Here is a 16,059-nt window from a genome sequence, read left to right as displayed (position 1 = left end):
GACGGTCACCGGGCCCGAGGATTGGTCCGTGACTTATCGGTCGGATTGACGTCGGACGGAGGCGTTGCAGGCACCGGCCCATAGTCAAAGCCGAGCACGACTTCGGTGCCGTCCGCCCGCGTTCGCGTTACCGAGCCGGGCAGCAGATGGGCCGGGTTGTCGGTCGACGCCGGCGTTTCGATATCCGTCTTGGGACCGGAAAATTCGCCCATCGGACGCAGGATGTCCTCATGCACCACGCTGCCAAGGTAAAGCGGATGCAGGTGTCCCGCATTCAGGATCGCATACTGGCTCGGCCAGAGCCGCAGCACCCAGCGGCCGCTTTTTTCCGCGTCCGCAGACTGGTCCTTGCGGATCAGCATGAGCTCCGGTTGCCGCCCGTTCTGGCTGCGCGGCAGGATCGGCAGGGAATCCGGCGGTGTCTTGCCTTCCACGAAACCGTTTGCGCTCGAGAGGGACCATTTGGGTGGGATCTGCCAGCCATTGGCTTCCGAGATCTTGGCAAAGCGGTCCAGTGACCCGGAATACTGGATCACCAGCGGTTCTTCCGTATCGCCGTTCAGTTCGATGCGCTCCGCGGGCAAGGCCCGCCAGCCCGCCGCGAGCCAGCCTGCCGAGGTCAGCACTTCCTTGTGGGACCGCGGGTGATAGATTTGGAGGGCCTTCTCATAGCTATTCGACAGGTGCCAGGCACCAAAGATGCCGAGCGTCGCCACAACGATGGCGGCAAGCGTCGTCCGGCCGATTTTCTCGTTGTGGATCGGGCCGAACACGAAGGCAAACGCCGAGACCATGCCGATGCCGAACAACAGACCCGCCAGCACGTCCGACATCCAGTGAGCGCCGAGGTAGACGCGCGAAAAGCCGATGGTGATCACCAGCGTTGCGGCAACGGTAAAAATGCTGGCCTTGGCCCAGCGGCTGAGATCATGCGCGATCAGCACGGCGCAGATACCGTAGAGCACCGCGTTCAGCGTCGCATGGCCGCTCGGAAAGCTGTAGGCGTCGGCCCCTGCATAAAGCTCGATCGGCCGCGACCGGTGCAGCATCATCTTGACCAGGGGTACGAACAGGGCGGTGCCGGCCATGGCGATGACGAAACCGATGCCGCGCCGCCAGGCTTTCCGCAGGAACAGATAGGCGGCAACCGCAATGGAGACAGCGGTCACCACGATGCCGTCTCCGAGAGAGGTCACAAAGATCATGATCCTGTCACCGACGGGGGTGCGCAGGCTGTCGAACAGGTTCAGGATGGCAAGGTCTGCCCGTACCATCGGTTCGCCGGGAGCGATTTCGCCGACGATCCAGAAGAAAGCCGGCAGGGAAATCAGCAGGATCAGCGCCGAGGCCAGCATACCGGCTGAACGCGGATGCATGGGATCGAAATTGAGTGCGATCCACCTCGAGACGCGGTCCTGGCGCCGGGCGATGCGTTTGATGATGGCCGCATGAGTGTTGGGAAACAGCGGCAGAACGATCAGGATCAGCCAGCGGCCAAGCATCACCGCCAGAAAGACGATAACCAGCAATGCCCCGAGCACCAGCGCCAGCCGTCCGCTGATCTGGCCGATGGCGCCTAGTGCCGAACCGGCGATGATGCCAGGAGCGATATGGGCAACCGTCCAGGCAAAGGCGGAGGTAATGTTGACCACCGAAAACCGGGTGAAATTCATGCCGGCCATGCCGGCGATGCCTGGAACCACCGATTTCACGCCGGGCACGAAACGGCCGATAAAGACGCTCTTGCCGCCGTGCCTCTTGAAGAAATTCTCGCCGCTTTCCACGATCTCCGTGTATTTGTTCAGCGGCCACATCGTCTTGAGCTTGTCTTTGAAGGTGTAACCGATCCAGTAGGAGATCGCATCGCCTGCGGTCGCGCCCAGGGTTGTCCAGATGAACAGAGGCACGGGATCCAGCTTGCCAAGCCCGACCAGCGTACCTGCACCCACCAGAACCACTGTCGTCGGCACGAACAGGCCGATCAGGAACAGTGCTTCGCCCATGGCGGCCAGGAAACAGATCAGACCTGCCAGGGATGGGTTGTCCGCGATGAAGGTCAGGACGGGATCAAGGTATTCGGTCACAGGGTCGGTCGTACTGATCGAGAAAAGTCAAAAACAGTCAAATGTCAGGCCCTTTCGAAGATACGAATGAACCTGTTAGCGCTTCATATAGGCGCGCTGCTTCTCATCCGATAGCGAAAAATTAAAATCCGCCTTCTTTCGGCAAGAATGGAGCAAGAGATGGTTTTTTGTCCGCCGCTGTTTCAAGATGTCACCAATGTGTCTTTTCTATTGAGGTATTCATGTTCGAATCTGCCCGCCTGCCGCAAAACATGGACAAGAAAACCTTCAAGAAACTGGAGCCGCAGTTACGTGAGGCACTGCTGGCGGCCCAGTTGCCAGTTGTCGAGAAACAGCCGTTTTCGACGATGATTCTGGTGGATGGCCTCGATGGAGCGGGCAAGGGCGAGGCAGTTGCCAGGCTGTATGGCTGGATGGATGCGCGCCACCTGGTCTGCAATGCCTATGGCGAAATGATGGACGAGGCCCGGCTGCGCCCACCGTTGTGGCGCTACTGGCGCGATCTTCCGCCCAAGGGCGAAACCGCAATCGTGTTCGGAAGCTGGTATCAGACCGTTCTGCGCGACTGGATCTACAAGAAGATCGACGAGGATGCCTTCGACAAGGCTCTGAACCGGATCCGCCGGTTTGAGGAAATGCTGGCGAACGAGGATGTACTGATCCTGAAGTTCTGGTTCTACCTGCCGAAGAAGGAACAGGAAGAACGGCTGAAGCACATCCAGAAAAAAAATGTCGCGCGCCACGTGCTGGCCGACTGGGCTGCATTGAAGCACCACAAGAAGGCAAGCGAAGCCGGCGAAAAGATCATTCTGGAAACAAGCAAGGGACATGCACCCTGGTTCGTCATTCCCTCGCAGGACCCGGAATACCGCGATGCGGCCCTGGCGCAGACAGTTGCCAACTCCATGAAGCTGAAGCTGGAGGACGGCGAGCCGCAGTCGATTGCCGCCCCGCCGGTTGTCGGTGGACTGCATCGGGAAACAGCCGTCGATGCCATCGACCTGACGGAAAAGCTGGACAAGGGGGAATACGAAGATCTGCGCGACAAGTACCAGAAGAAGCTGTCAGATCTGTCGGACATGAAGTCCCTGTCCAAAACTGGCGTCGTGCTGGTGTTTCAGGGCAATGACGCGGCTGGCAAGGGCGGTGCGATCCGCCGGGTGATCCGCCCGCTCGACCCGCGCATCTACAAGGTTCACCCGATTTCCGCCCCGAGCGACGAGGAAAAGGCCCGCCCCTACCTGTGGCGCTTCTGGCGACGCGTGCCTGCCAAGGGCCATTTCGCCATTTTCGACCGGTCCTGGTACGAGCGCGTGCTGGTGGAACGGGTCGAAGGCTACGCCGGTCACGACGACTGGCTGAGGGCCTATAACGAGATCAACGAGTTCGAGCAGGAACTCACCGATTTCGGCTACATCGTCTGCAAATTCTGGCTGGCGATTTCCGAAGAGGAACAATTGCGACGGTTCAAGGCGCGCGAGGACACCGCCTACAAGCAGCACAAGATCACCGACGACGACTGGCGAAACCGCCTGAAATGGGATCAATACGCCATCGCCGCCGGCGACATGATCGACCGCACCTCAACCCACTACGCCCCCTGGACGCTCGTTTCTTCCGAAGACAAGCGCCACGCCCGGGTCAAGGTACTGAAGACAATCTGCGACCGGCTGGAGGAAAAGCTTTAGCGAGTGGGCCTGGACCCTGTCGTGCCAAGGTGTGGACTCATAAATAGCAGCCTCATTCTGAGGAAGCGCGCAGCGCATCCTTTGAGACGGACCTGACAGGTCCTCCTCAGGATGAGGACTGGGTGGGTGAAGTGAAAGACCACCGTTTTCAGAGGGCGGTTGCCAGGTAATCCATTGCCGCCTGCACACCGCCGCGCCCGTGGGGAATGCCCAGTTTCTGAAAGCCGAGTTCGATGGCGGACAGGGTGCCCAGCAGCATGACTGCGTTGACGTGGCCCATGTGGGCAATGCGGATACCCTTGCCGGCGAGTTCGCCGATGGTTCCGCCAATGGTGACGCCGCAGACTTCCTTGGTGAAGGTTCTGAGCGCTGCCGCATCGCCTTCGTTGAACCGCACCACAGTGACGGAGTTCGAGCGGGCGTGCGGATCTGTGATGTTGAAGTCGACAGCGCCCTTCTCCGCCCAGACCGCAACGGCCCGCCGGGTAGCCTCACCCAGAAGAGCGTGCCTGTGCCAGGTTTTCTCCAAGCCTTCCTCGAAAATGAGGTCGAGCGCCTTGTGAAAGGCGAACAGAAGGTGCTCGGGCGGAGTGCCACAATATTTCTGGTAGTGCTCCGGGCCCTGCCGGAACGTCCAGTCAGTGTAGTTGGTGCGAAGCTCCGCCGTCTCATGTGCCTTGTCGGCCTTCGGGCCAGCCGCAACAAAGGAAAGGCCGGGTGGGCACATCAGGCCTTTCTGAGAGCCTGTCAGCGCCACATCGACGCCCCAGGCATCCATTTCGAAAGGCATGCAACCAAGCGAAGCGATGGTGTCGACCATGAGGAGTGCTGGATGCCCGGCGGCGTCGATGGCCTCGCGCAGGGCAGCAATATCGTTCCAGACGCCGGATGCCGTATCGACCTGAACCACCAGAATGGCCTTGATCTCGTGGGCCGTATCCTGTTTCAGGCGTTCTTGCAGCCGGGCGGGGTCAACCCCCTTGTCCCAGACACCTGGCAGAACCTCGATATCGAGGTCCAGAACATTGGCCGCTTCGCCCCAGCCAACAGCAAAGCGGCCGGATTCCAGCACCAGTACCCTGTCGCCGCGTCTCAGCGTGTTGCACAGCGCGGCATCCCAGGCGCCATGGCCGTTCGCGGCGTAAATGTAGGTCTTGCCTTCGGTCCGGAACAGACGCTGCAAGCCGTGCAGACAGAATCCCGTCGTTTCCAGCAGCGGACCTTCATAGATATCCATTGCAGGCCGGTGCATGGCTCGCAGGACCTCCTCCGGCACATTGGTCGGTCCTGGAATCATCAAAAATTCTTTGCCATTGCGAAGCGTCATGGCCGGGTCCTCATGTGAAGGCAGATCCTGAGCGGAGGGAATTGGGCAGCCGCGGCCACCGGAGGGGTTGTTGATTGAGAAAATTGCCTGCCTGCACGCATCCGTCAAGACGCCAGTTTCAGGGCTGTCACCTGGCGGCGTCATGATCTATCGATTGTGCAGTTGCGAAATGGTGTGGGAAAGAGAGTCGCCGATCCGAAACGGCTTTCGCCCGGAAACGGTACGGGTGATAAGGGTTTGGTAATCAGCCTATAACAATGATTTATTTGATGGTGCTTTGCTGCTCCTGGGATCAGGTGTCATTTAGCTGAAAAGAAAATGTCTTGTTTCCTCTAAGTAAATTCTACAAGGTAGAGGCCTTACGGTCTCGTCGTTTAGGCGTTGTTGCAGCATGATATTGGTTAAAGAAGGACAAAGTCCCCTTATTGTCTGCCTGCCCCATTCGGGCACGGATGTTCCCGATGCAATCGAACAGAGGCTGAATGCCACTGGCCGGCTTCAGGCTGATCTTGCGTGGCGTCTGGAACGTTTGTTCGACTTTCAAGGTACGTTGGATGCGACGGTAGTCCGCTCGACCATCTCCCGTTATGTCATTGACCTGGACCGGGATCCGAAGACCTCTATCAGTGTTGCGCAGGATCCTGCGCAGGCCCTTTGCCCAGTGACCACACTGGACGGCAAGCGCATTTATCAGGAGGGGACAGAGCCGGGCCCGACCGAGATCGAACAGCGCATACTGCTTTTCTACAATCCGTTCCGAAAGGCCCTGCGCCGCCAGATTGGCCGTCTCCTGCGCATTCATGGCAAGGTGATCTTGCTGGACTGCCAATCTATGCGTTCGCATATCAAGGGTGTGACCGAAAATGGCTTGCCGCTTGTCAGCATAGGAACCGAGGGTGGAAAGTCGTGCGATCCGGACCTGCGAAATGTGCTGGTCGGTTCGTTCGAGGGGCTTGAAGGCTTCACAGTCAGCGTCGATGAAACGATCCAGGGCGGCTTCATCACCCATACGTTTGGACGACCCAAACTCGGCCTGCATGCCATGACCCTGCTCTTGGCACAGCGTTCTTACCTGCGTCATGAATCTCCGCCGTTTGAGCCGGACAAGACGCGAATGGCGCGCCTGCAGACGGTCTTGCAGAATATGATGACCCGGCTGGTGGACGCGACGTCGGTCAGTGGGGAGTCAATTGACCAGAACCAGGTCCAGGCCTTGCCGGTCGATATGCTTTCTCATGAAGCGCCGGAAGTTGACGACCCAAACAATACCGCTGCTCAGGATAGCGCGGATAAAGTCGAGCCGGCTGCCGAAAGCGCAGCAGAAACGCCGGAAGATCTTGCGGTAGACATGGCCGATGACTTGCTGGAAAAGGCGGAAATCATTTCCGTTGATCCAAAGGGCCCGACCCAGGCATCCAGGGCCCGGCCGAGCAAGGTCGAGGAAGGCCCCGTCACGCCCTTGCTGGTTGCCGAATAAGCTTCGGACAGTCAGACCACGTTCTTTTCCACGATCGGAGTTCCGGCGGTGAGACGGTCGACCCCAAGCGGCGAAAGATCCAGCGTCTGATAGCTGCCGGTCACGACCATTTCCGCCAGTCCGCGCCCGATCGCCGGGGATTGCTGCAGGCCGTGACCGGAAAACCCGAGCGCCAGATAGAACCCGTCGAGCCCCGCGACTGCACCGACAAAGGCGTTGTGGTCGAAGAGGTTCATGTCATAGCACCCTGCCCAGGCCGCGCCCGGACGGATGGCCTCGAACGCGGGAACCCGCGTCGCCAGCGTAGGCCAGATGTGCTCTTCGAAGAGCGCGTAATCGACATCGAAATCATGGCAGTCCGGATCCTGATCTTCAGGCGGCGCCGAACCGCAGATATAGCCGGCACCTTCCGGGCGCGCATAGGTGCCGTTCGGATCGATCAGCAATGGAAAACGCTTAAGCTTGTCCTTGCATTCGAAAGAGAAGACACAGCGCTTTTTCGAAACGATCGGCACGTCCAGCCCGGCCTGACGGCACAGCTCGGCGCCGCCGGAGGCACCGGCGCAATTGACGATGACAGGCGTCGACAGAGTTTCTCCGCTGGCAAGCGTTACAATCCAGCCGCCGGCACCGTCTTTTTCGAGCGACGCCTTTGCGGCAAGATACTCCACACCCAGTGAGCGAGCCTTCTTTCGGAAGGCCTGCATCAGGCCGTAGCCGTCGAACCAGCCTTCTCCCGTGAGGCCATGACAGCCTGCGGCAAGGTCGGACACTTCCAGCCAGGGAAATTTTGCCTTCAGCCCGTCGGGTTCGAGAAAGGCGATATCCGCACCGAGCTCCTGCTGCAGGCGGTGATTTTCCTGAAGGATGTCGAGCTTGTCCGGCGTCGCCAGAAACAGATAGCCACCTTCGTGAAGATCGATGACAGGCCGGTCGCCGTTCACCTTCAGTACCGAGCCGATCTCCCGCAGGAAGCGGATGCCGTAAAGCGAGATCTCGATGTTGATGGCGCTGGAGAACTGCTGGCGGATGGACGCGGCCGACCGTGCGGACGCGCAGATCTCATAGGCGGGATCTGCCTCGATGACGACGACGCGTCCGGAAAAATCCTCGCGCATGGCCAGGTGGCAGGCGACGGACGAGCCCATGACGGCTCCCCCCACGATGACGACATCTGCTGTCTGGTCCGCCATGGAGCCTCCGAAAGCGCGGTCAGGAAAAACAATGGGCCTGCTGAAGCAAACCCTTGTCAAGAGAACCGAACGCGAGACGGGCGGCTGGGGCCGCCCGCATCAAATGTCATGCCTTCAGGGTCTTAGAAGAATGCCTGCAGGCCGGTCTGCGCACGACCAAGGATCAGCGCATGAATGTCATGCGTGCCTTCGTAGGTGTTGACCGTTTCCAGGTTCTGGGCGTGGCGCATGATGTGGTATTCTTCCTGAATGCCGTTGCCGCCATGCATGTCGCGAGACTGGCGGGCGATATCCAGGGCCTTGCCGCAGTTGTTGCGCTTGATCAGCGAGATCATTTCCGGCGCCGCCTTGCCGGCATCGAACAGCTGGCCGACACGCAGCGCTGCCTGGAGACCGAGCGTGATTTCGGTCTGCATGTCCGCGAGCTTCTTCTGGAACAGCTGGGTTTGCGCCAGCGGGCGGCCGAACTGTTCGCGGTCGAGACCATACTGGCGAGCACGGGTCCAGCAATCTTCTGCAGCCCCCATGGCGCCCCAGGCAATGCCGTAGCGTGCACGGTTGAGGCAGCCGAACGGACCTTTCAGACCGGAGACATTCGGCAGGAGCGCATCTTCCCCAACCTCGACGCCGTCCATGACGATTTCACCGGTGATGGACGCACGCAGGGAGAGCTTGCCGCCGACCTTTGGTGCGGTGAGACCTTTCATGCCCTTGTCGAGAACGAAGCCGCGGATGGCACCGTCATGCGCTTCCGACTTTGCCCAGACGACGAAGACATCGGCGATCGGGGCATTGGAGATCCACATTTTCGAGCCGGTCAGCTTGTAGCCGCCGTCGATCTTTTCCGCACGTGTACGCATGCCGGCCGGGTCGGAGCCGGCATCGGGCTCCGTCAGGCCGAAGCAGCCGACAAATTCGCCGGTTGCCAGTTTCGGCAGATATTTCTGGCGCTGCTCTTCCGAACCGTAGGCATAGATCGGATACATCACCAGCGAAGACTGAACGCTCATCATGGAGCGGTAGCCGCTGTCGACACGCTCGATCTCGCGGGCAACCACGCCGTAGGCGACATAGGACGCACCGGCGCAGCCGTAGTCTTCTGGCAAGGTGACGCCGAGCAAGCCAAGTTCACCCATTTCGTTGAAGATACCCCGGTCGGTCTTTTCTTCCCGGTAGGCTTCGATGACGCGTGGCAGCAGTTGTTCCTGCGCGAAGGCGCGTGCCGTATCCTGTATCAGCTGTTCGTCTTCGTTGAGCTGTTCACGCAGGTGAAACGGGTCCTGCCAGTCAAAGGAACCGCCGCCTGCTGGTGAGGATTTAACGTTCGCGGGTGCGTTCATGATCATGTCTCCAAGGCCATGCTCCGGCCGTTGATGTAAAGCCGTTTGACGGCCAGGGTCATTCTGTTTTCTCTAGTCTTGCCGCAATTTCAATTGCAGAAAAGCGAAACCTCGTCCATCATTCATTACGAAATGGAATGAAGTGGGAAAATTGCCATGCGCCGTGCCTTCGTCCCGCCGGCGGACACGCTGATCGCGTTCGAATGCGCGGCCCGGCATTTGAGCTTTACGCGCGCCGCGGAGGAGTTGCACCTGACACAGGGGGCGGTCTCCAAGCAGGTGCGGCAACTGGAAGACCGGCTGGGCGTCGAGCTGTTTCGCCGGGTGCGCCAGCGCATTGTCCTGACCGACGCGGGCCGGATCTACCTGCACGACATCCGCGGCGCCCTGGAGCAGATGACGGCGGCCACACGCCAGGTGATGTCCTATGCCGGTAGCGCGGACGTTCTGAACCTTGCGGTTCTACCGACCTTCGGCACCCGCTGGCTGGCGCCTCGGATCGCCGAATTCGGCCGGCGCTATCCCGATGCGGGCCTGAACCTGAGTGTTCGACTGCAGCCGTTCGACTTCGACGAGGAGCCCTTTGACGGCGCGATTCATCACGGCGACCCGGTTTGGGCTGGGGCGATTGCCGAACATCTGTTCGATGAGGAAGTTGTCCCGGTTGCCTCGCGCGTGTTTCGCGACCGGCACGAAATCCGCACACCTGCCGACCTGGCGCGTGTGCCGCGTCTGCAGCTGGCGACCCGTCCACTCGCCTGGCGGCACTGGTTCGACCTTGCCGGCGTCGAAACGGATGCGGCTTTTCAGGGCGCACGTTTCGAGCAATTCGTCATGATCTCGGAAGCAGCGATCCACCACGCCGGGGCAGCGTTGATCCCGCGGTTTTTTGTCGAAACGGAACTGGCCTCCGGGCGCTTAGTTCGGCTTTTCGACCTCTCCCTGTCCCAGCAGACAGCCTATTATTTCGTCTATCCGGAAGGACGGACGATGCGGCCGGTCGTGTCGGCCTTCCGGAAATGGCTCATGGAGGAAGCCCGCAGCGCACGCACACGCCGAGAAACGATGCTGCCGGGCTGAAGAAAGCGACAAACCATTACAGCTTTGATGGCTTTTTGGGTGTTTCCAGTCATTCGGTCAGCGGGAGAAATTGAAACGGAAACGCGCAGGGGCCATCTTTCACCGGAACGATTACACCCAGTCGGCGTTTTTCAAAGGGATGCGAGCCCGGCAGGCCTGCCACACTTTCTGACTTCCAAAAACCAGTTCAGGGGTATCATCTGCCGCAGTGGCTGAACGGGTGTCGGCCGTGTTGGCGACCCGCAAAAGCGGGGACAAGGAGATTTCATTGGAAAAGCACCATCTGCGTCTGATCCTCAACGGCAAGTCCGCCGACCGGGACGATGTCCGCAGCGCGGTCGAAGCCGTGCGGGACATGGGCCACAAGGTCTCCGTCCGTGTGACCTACGAGGCCGGCGATGTGGAAAGACTGGTTCGTGATGCTCTGCGCGATCATGAAAGCGACAGGATCGATACGCTTGTCAGTGGCGGCGGCGACGGCACCTTGAACGAGGTTCTGGACGCGGCCCTGCGTGATTTGAAAGATGGAGAAAAGCCGCCGTTCGCCTTTGCCGTTATGCCCCTCGGCACAGCAAACGACTTTGCTCATCACATTGGCCTCGACCCTGCGGACGTTACCTCCTGCCTGAGGTTCGCCGTGCGTGCATCCGCCAAGCCGACGGATATCGGCGAGGTCAACGGCTGCGTCTTCATAAACATGGCCACCGGAGGTTTCGGGACGCAGGTTACGTCGCAGACCGACCCGAACCTGAAACGGGTTCTGGGCGGAGCCGCTTATCTTTTCACCGGCCTGCAGCGGTTCTCTGAACTTTCCGCCTGCGAAGCGCGTATCGAGGCGGAAGATTTTTCATGGGAGGGCTCGTTTCTGGCCCTGGCCATCGGCAACGGTCGCCGCGCCGGGGGCGGCATTCGCCTGTGCCCGGATGCGGTTCTGGATGACGGTTACCTGGATCTGACCATTGTCCCCTTTCCGCAATCGGGCAAGGTCATCGACCTGTTGTCAGCCCTGCTGGACAGCGGAGTGGAAGACATCAATGGCGGCCCGATCCAGCGCCGGGTGCGCAATCTGAAAATCGACACCCAGCAGCCGGTGCAGTTCAATCTGGACGGCGAGCCGATGAATGGACAGTCCTGGCAGATTGGGATAAGGCACCACCAGATCGACCTCAGGCGCTGACGGTCGCTGCACCGGCAGGATGAAACGACGCTTCGCCGTCAGCAGGGCAAGGTGCTGGAAGGCGCAGGGTACCGCTTTCGAGAGACGGACAGTATGGACGAATACCAGCTCAAAAATTTCCTCAAGTTCGCGCCTGCCAGGCTGGGGCTGGTGCCGAAGAAATTTCTGTTTATCCATATCCCTAAGAATGGCGGTATGTCGATACGACACTCCAAGGAATTAGAACACAAACTGGTTCTCGCTAATCGTCGTCGCTTGAAAAGTAAGGCCTACGCCGATGCAGTGAAGCGAAAAATGGCCGAGTTGGGTGCTTTGCCAGGGTACGAACACGCAAGGTATCGTGATGTAGACCTGTCGGTTCGCAAAGCCACGAGAGCTTTTGCTATTGTCCGAAATCCTTGGTCTCGTACCGTATCTAGGTTCAAGTTCGCACTTCAGACGCGGCAACCAACTGGTGAACCAATTGAATATTCACCAAAAGCCTTCGAAGCTTTTCTCGAAGAACGCCACTTATGGGCAGGTGTCGACTACTTTTGGCATCGGGCAATAAGGGGTTGGTATCAACAAGAAGACTATCTAGTCGATGAGCAGAATAAAATAACGATGGACGTAATGCGTCAGGAGTATTTGGGAGAAGACCTAAAATCCCACCTCGGTATGAAGACAGAATTAAAGGCGCGCAATGTAAGTAAGTCTTCTAGCAAAGACTATCGACAAGTTTACTCAAATCATACAATTCGCATTGTTGCCGATTGGTATGCCGCTGATATCGAGAGATTTGGCTTTGACTTTGATACTGCAGCAACGAAGAACGTCTCCGCGTTTTCATAAGGCAAGGGTACAGCCCGTGAACGACCAATCTGTCGATAATCAGCTGGTAGAAGCATTTGGTTCGGAAGCGCCCTTAGCGCTAAATATTCCCACAGAAGGTGTGGTCGCCGTAATTTTAGCCTTCAATGAAGTTTTGCGGTTTCCCCATTTTCTTGAACATTACCGTTCATTAGGAGTCAGGCATTTCCTAGTTGTTGACAACAACTCTAGTGATGGCACTTTGGAGTTTTTAGCTAGTCAACCAGATGTTCAAGTAATTCGAACAGAGAAGGATTACAGGGACAATAAATCAATCTGGCGCCAACTCCTTTGTGATAGGTATCTCATAAACCGATGGGTGATTTTTCCTGATGTCGATGAGCTATTCGTCTATCCGGGGTGGCCAGAGAAAAAGATCAATGACATCGTACAACACCTAAACGCAGGTAACTACGGGGCAATGTTCTGTCCAATGGTTGATATGTATCCAGCGGGGCCGTTGAAGGACTTAGCCTATCGACCAGGACAAAGCTTTTTGGAAGTTTGCCCTTGGTTTGATGCGTCAGGTTACCGTTACAATCCGCTAAAGGGGAGCCACGGTAAGCGGTACAAAACTCCCGCGAGGCATGTTTTTGGTGGGACACGAGAGCGCCTTTTCCACCAGAACTCGAAACGTGCAAAAAACGCGTTCGACCGATTGTTGCTGACCACTGTATTTTCGGTTCGCTCAAAAGAGCCGAGTAGCACACTAGGGCGTAAAATAGATCAGTTAATTTTCAAAATTGTTAAGAATGCTCTACCTAGCCCAGCGGCCGTACAGAGTAAAATCCCACTCATCAAGTGGCAGCGCGGCTTTACTTTTTCTGGTGGTGTTCATGGCATTACTCAAAAAATATCAGTTTCACCGCTGTGGGGAACCTTATTGCATTTTAAATATCTGGACGATTTTCAACACAAAGTAGCTGAAGCCTTGGAGCGCCAACAGCACACTGACAACGCGGGTCATTATCGTGAGTATGAAGTTTTATCGTCTACACTAATGGAAAAAGGGCTCTTGGGGAGGACAAGTCGTAGGTTTGAGGGCGTAGGCTCTCTGAAAGATTGCGGATTGATGCGTGAGCCATGAACTTTAGTTATATGAATAGGTAAGCATTCATGTTTAACGATCTAATCAATATTGATTAATGAGAAATTCTATGAACAAAAATCTTTCTGATTTTTACAGCAAGATATTCCTGCACATAGGCGCGCACCGAACTGGGACATCAAGTCTGCAGAAATACTTGCTTGAGCTTCAGAAGAACGCTTTAAGTAATGCTTGTGATGTTGTTGTGCCACAAGTCGTAGGTCAACGGGAGCTGATTGATCACCGAAATCTGGTCAAGTCATACTTTAAACAACATGCTCGCCTTGAAAAGAAACCGTGGCCAATAAAAATACTACATCGTAATAGACTACAGAAAATTTTCGCCAAGTACGTAGATTTCATCTCGCCAAAATCGTCGACGCTTATAATTTCAGAAGAAAATTTTCTAGGACAGGCATTCTACTCCGAAAAACCTGGAGTTCTGTATCCCGACGCAGAGCGCAATCTGCGAGCAGTTCGTACACTTACAGGGCCAAATATTGAAAAGATTTTCTTGTCTATTAGGTCATATCCAGACTTTCTACTTTCTTACGAACTCATGCGTGAAGCTTATTTCAACCGTGGTATAGGCCTTCGAAAACTACCAAATTTGATTTCTGGTGAAATACTAGGTTGGCAAAATCTCCTAGAAATCTTGAGATTGATTTTTCCTAATACTGAAATTGAAGTATGGCCCTATGGGCATTTTGCAATAGAAAAGCAGGTATCTCGCTTAACTGGTTTTCTTCCCTCAAAGATTAGAGAAGGTTCAGCTGAAGAAGTTATTAACGTTTCTGCTTCGTTTGAGGCTTTAAAAATACTCAACGAAAAGCGTTTATCTGGATTGAGATTAGGAAAAAAGGAGGTAGACGACATTTTGAAAGCGGTGCATGGTAAAAAAATTAGTAAAGAAGATATATTTTCAGATCTTGAGCTTAGTCGTTTATCAAATATATATTCTTCAGAAATTCAATACATACATAAGATGAGTGGTGTTTCTATTGTTGAAAGTAATCGGTAGATTGCATGTACATGGTGCGTCTATGATTTAGGCGGACTAATCCACTCTCTCTAGAATAGCAGGTCAATATGCTGCAGTTAGGCCTAGATTAAATTTCTAATACGATAGCTCATCGGGATAGCCAAGCAAATCAAAATCATTTCTATAAATATTCTTCACAAGACTGACTGAGTCGTCACCATAATAATGACGAAGCTTTTCATTCGCCATTTTTATTTTTCCTTCTTTTTTAACTTCCACCTTATGCGGCTTTTCAAAAGCAGAACCATCGAAAGACTGCCCAGTTAAATCTTCCAAGAATGGCGGCAGGTCTTGCGAAAGGTTTTCCAGCTTCGCAACTAACGTGTATGTATGCAAAGGCTTATAAAGTAGTTCTGTTTGCGGCCAAAAGTGCCTATTTCCACGGTTAGGCAACGAATCAAGATGTTTAAGGAACTCCAGAAACCCTTGAGCGCTATCGTCGCGATAACCTCTGTAATTGGAAAAGCGTCCAGACTTATCACCCCCAACCTTGTCCAGAAATGCTGAAAGTGCTCGGTCATATGGGTTCCGCACAACAACGAGCGAATGATACTTCCTCGATTTTGCGAGCAGTGTCAAAGACGCCGTTTCTGGACGAATTAGGGTTTCTTTAAGTAAATATGGGGAATTGAATTCGGGGTAGCCACATACCTGAGCGAGGTAAGCACAAACACTTGTATTTCCTGCCTTTTTTATTCTATTGAAGCACAGGTTTAATTTAGGAAAAATAACTACACAGTCGTGATTGAAGTAATTTTTAAGATTATAATCCGTGCCACGAAATAACAAATGCTTCGCTAACGCAAACCTAATTTTTTGTTTTTTAGCCTCAAACATGGATCACGAGTCCTAGTCAATATTTACTGATAATGAGGATTTTGATAACCTCTCGCATTGCGTGGGGGTAGGTTTAAATAAATAATTTAAGTAGATCACTTTCACTTCCCCAAATATCTCTAATAGAAGATTTTACATCATTTAAAGAAAATTTTCTTTTGTAGCATAGTTTATGAATAGGGGAGTACTTGATGCATTCAATATCATCGTTGGTGAGTGAGCTTTTGACAAGAGTTCGCTGGAGTCTATGAGGTGGAGTGGCGCTTAGCTTTGGCACGGTTTCCCATGATTTGCGGAACCGTAAGGACGTCCAGATAGAATATTCAAACATGTAGTGAAACCAGAAATAGGCGCGAGGTAATTTGGTCCTACCTTGCCAAAACGCAAGCGAATTCTTAAGCCACACCTGCGGAATGATCGCTCCTGGGGAAGCGGCGAGAAACCAACTAGAAACTTCGCGATCCTCTCCTGGGCGATGAAAAGCAAAAAATTCCGTTTGAGCAAACACCATTGGTAGCCAATCATCTAACGGTTTGGTGCACAAACAAGTAGAATCGACCCAAACACCCCCATTTGCCGCGAGTAGTTTAATCCTAAGCAGGTCAGAATAATGAGAAATTGCCATGTCATGTGGGAAAGAGTTCCTTGGGAGTATTTTTTCAGCGCTATCCTTGTCTAATATTGACACTTTCCAATTAGGGTTATGTAATTTCCAGCTTTCGACGCAAAATTTGCAAATTTCGGGGGCATTATCCATGCCGGTATCCCAAAAGATATAAATTGTTTTAGGTAATTCTATACGCTTGCTAGCAAGAACTTTTCCTTTTAAAAGTTTCCCGATTCTTGTCTTTTTAATTTTTCCGTAGAGCTTCTGCATC

General features: G+C 54.9%; 13 protein-coding genes. 7 read left to right on the top strand and 6 right to left on the bottom strand.

Annotated features, from left to right (window positions below; genetic code table 11):
• Positions 1-5: 5 nt before the first annotated feature.
• Positions 6-2,084 (bottom strand): bifunctional DedA family/phosphatase PAP2 family protein, encoded by a 2,079-nt coding sequence (locus tag AC2A6O_RS23380; protein ID WP_498930686.1) that lies wholly within the window; start codon positions 2,082-2,084, stop codon positions 6-8.
• A 221-nt stretch (positions 2,085-2,305) separates the two neighbouring features.
• Here AC2A6O_RS23380 and pap point away from each other — a divergent pair, with 221 nt between their 5' ends.
• Positions 2,306-3,772 carry a polyphosphate:AMP phosphotransferase gene (gene pap, locus AC2A6O_RS23375; RefSeq protein ID WP_148582039.1) on the top strand — a complete coding sequence of 489 codons (1,467 nt, stop codon included), beginning with the start codon at positions 2,306-2,308 and terminating at the stop codon, positions 3,770-3,772.
• A 148-nt stretch (positions 3,773-3,920) separates the two neighbouring features.
• Here pap and AC2A6O_RS23370 read toward each other — a convergent pair whose 3' ends face one another.
• A complete protein-coding gene (locus tag AC2A6O_RS23370) occupies positions 3,921-5,099 on the bottom strand; it encodes a pyridoxal-phosphate-dependent aminotransferase family protein (protein WP_498930684.1) in 1,179 nt (392 codons plus the stop codon).
• Between the two features lie 391 nt (positions 5,100-5,490).
• Here AC2A6O_RS23370 and AC2A6O_RS23365 point away from each other — a divergent pair, with 391 nt between their 5' ends.
• A complete protein-coding gene (locus AC2A6O_RS23365; protein WP_498930682.1) occupies positions 5,491-6,576 on the top strand; it encodes an N-formylglutamate amidohydrolase in 1,086 nt (361 codons plus the stop codon).
• An 11-nt stretch (positions 6,577-6,587) separates the two neighbouring features.
• On the opposite strand, the gene AC2A6O_RS23360 is transcribed toward AC2A6O_RS23365, so the two are convergent.
• Together AC2A6O_RS23360 and AC2A6O_RS23355 are read right to left on the bottom strand one after the other, a co-directional pair.
• Entirely contained in the window at positions 6,588-7,769 is a 1,182-nt protein-coding gene (locus AC2A6O_RS23360) for an NAD(P)/FAD-dependent oxidoreductase (protein WP_498930680.1), read from the bottom strand.
• Positions 7,770-7,891: 122 nt separating this feature from the next.
• Positions 7,892-9,115, bottom strand: coding sequence for an acyl-CoA dehydrogenase (locus AC2A6O_RS23355; protein ID WP_498930679.1), 1,224 nt, complete (start codon positions 9,113-9,115; stop codon positions 7,892-7,894).
• Positions 9,116-9,265: 150 nt separating this feature from the next.
• Between AC2A6O_RS23355 and AC2A6O_RS23350 the strand changes: the two genes are divergently transcribed.
• The 5 genes from AC2A6O_RS23350 to AC2A6O_RS23330 all read left to right on the top strand — a co-directional run bounded on the left by AC2A6O_RS23350 (position 9,266) and on the right by AC2A6O_RS23330 (position 14,323).
• Positions 9,266-10,189: a LysR substrate-binding domain-containing protein gene (locus AC2A6O_RS23350; RefSeq protein ID WP_148582044.1), complete on the top strand. Its 924-nt coding sequence runs from the start codon at positions 9,266-9,268 to the stop codon at positions 10,187-10,189.
• A gap of 268 nt (positions 10,190-10,457) precedes the next feature.
• Positions 10,458-11,366 (top strand): lipid kinase YegS, encoded by a 909-nt coding sequence (gene yegS, locus AC2A6O_RS23345; RefSeq protein ID WP_498930676.1) that lies wholly within the window; start codon positions 10,458-10,460, stop codon positions 11,364-11,366.
• 93 nt (positions 11,367-11,459) lie between these two features.
• Positions 11,460-12,197, top strand: a complete 738-nt coding sequence (locus AC2A6O_RS23340) for a sulfotransferase family protein (protein WP_498930675.1) — start codon at positions 11,460-11,462, stop codon at positions 12,195-12,197.
• A 16-nt stretch (positions 12,198-12,213) separates the two neighbouring features.
• Positions 12,214-13,302, top strand: coding sequence for a glycosyltransferase family 2 protein (locus AC2A6O_RS23335; RefSeq protein WP_498930673.1), 1,089 nt, complete (start codon positions 12,214-12,216; stop codon positions 13,300-13,302).
• Positions 13,303-13,372: 70 nt separating this feature from the next.
• Entirely contained in the window at positions 13,373-14,323 is a 951-nt protein-coding gene (locus AC2A6O_RS23330; protein ID WP_498930671.1) for a hypothetical protein, read from the top strand.
• 96 nt (positions 14,324-14,419) lie between these two features.
• Here the strand turns inward: AC2A6O_RS23330 and AC2A6O_RS23325 are convergent, their stop codons facing one another.
• Together AC2A6O_RS23325 and AC2A6O_RS23320 are read right to left on the bottom strand one after the other, a co-directional pair.
• Positions 14,420-15,181, bottom strand: coding sequence for a sulfotransferase family protein (locus AC2A6O_RS23325; protein ID WP_498930669.1), 762 nt, complete (start codon positions 15,179-15,181; stop codon positions 14,420-14,422).
• Positions 15,182-15,254: 73 nt separating this feature from the next.
• Complete coding sequence (locus AC2A6O_RS23320) at positions 15,255-16,058, bottom strand: capsular polysaccharide synthesis protein (RefSeq protein ID WP_498930667.1); 804 nt, start codon at positions 16,056-16,058, stop codon at positions 15,255-15,257.
• Position 16,059: the final 1 nt, after the last annotated feature.

The sequence above is a fragment of the Labrenzia sp. ATLA3 genome, assembly GCF_057180185.1.
Note: the sequence above shows the minus strand (reverse complement) of the source record. Positions and strands in the feature narration are given on the sequence as shown.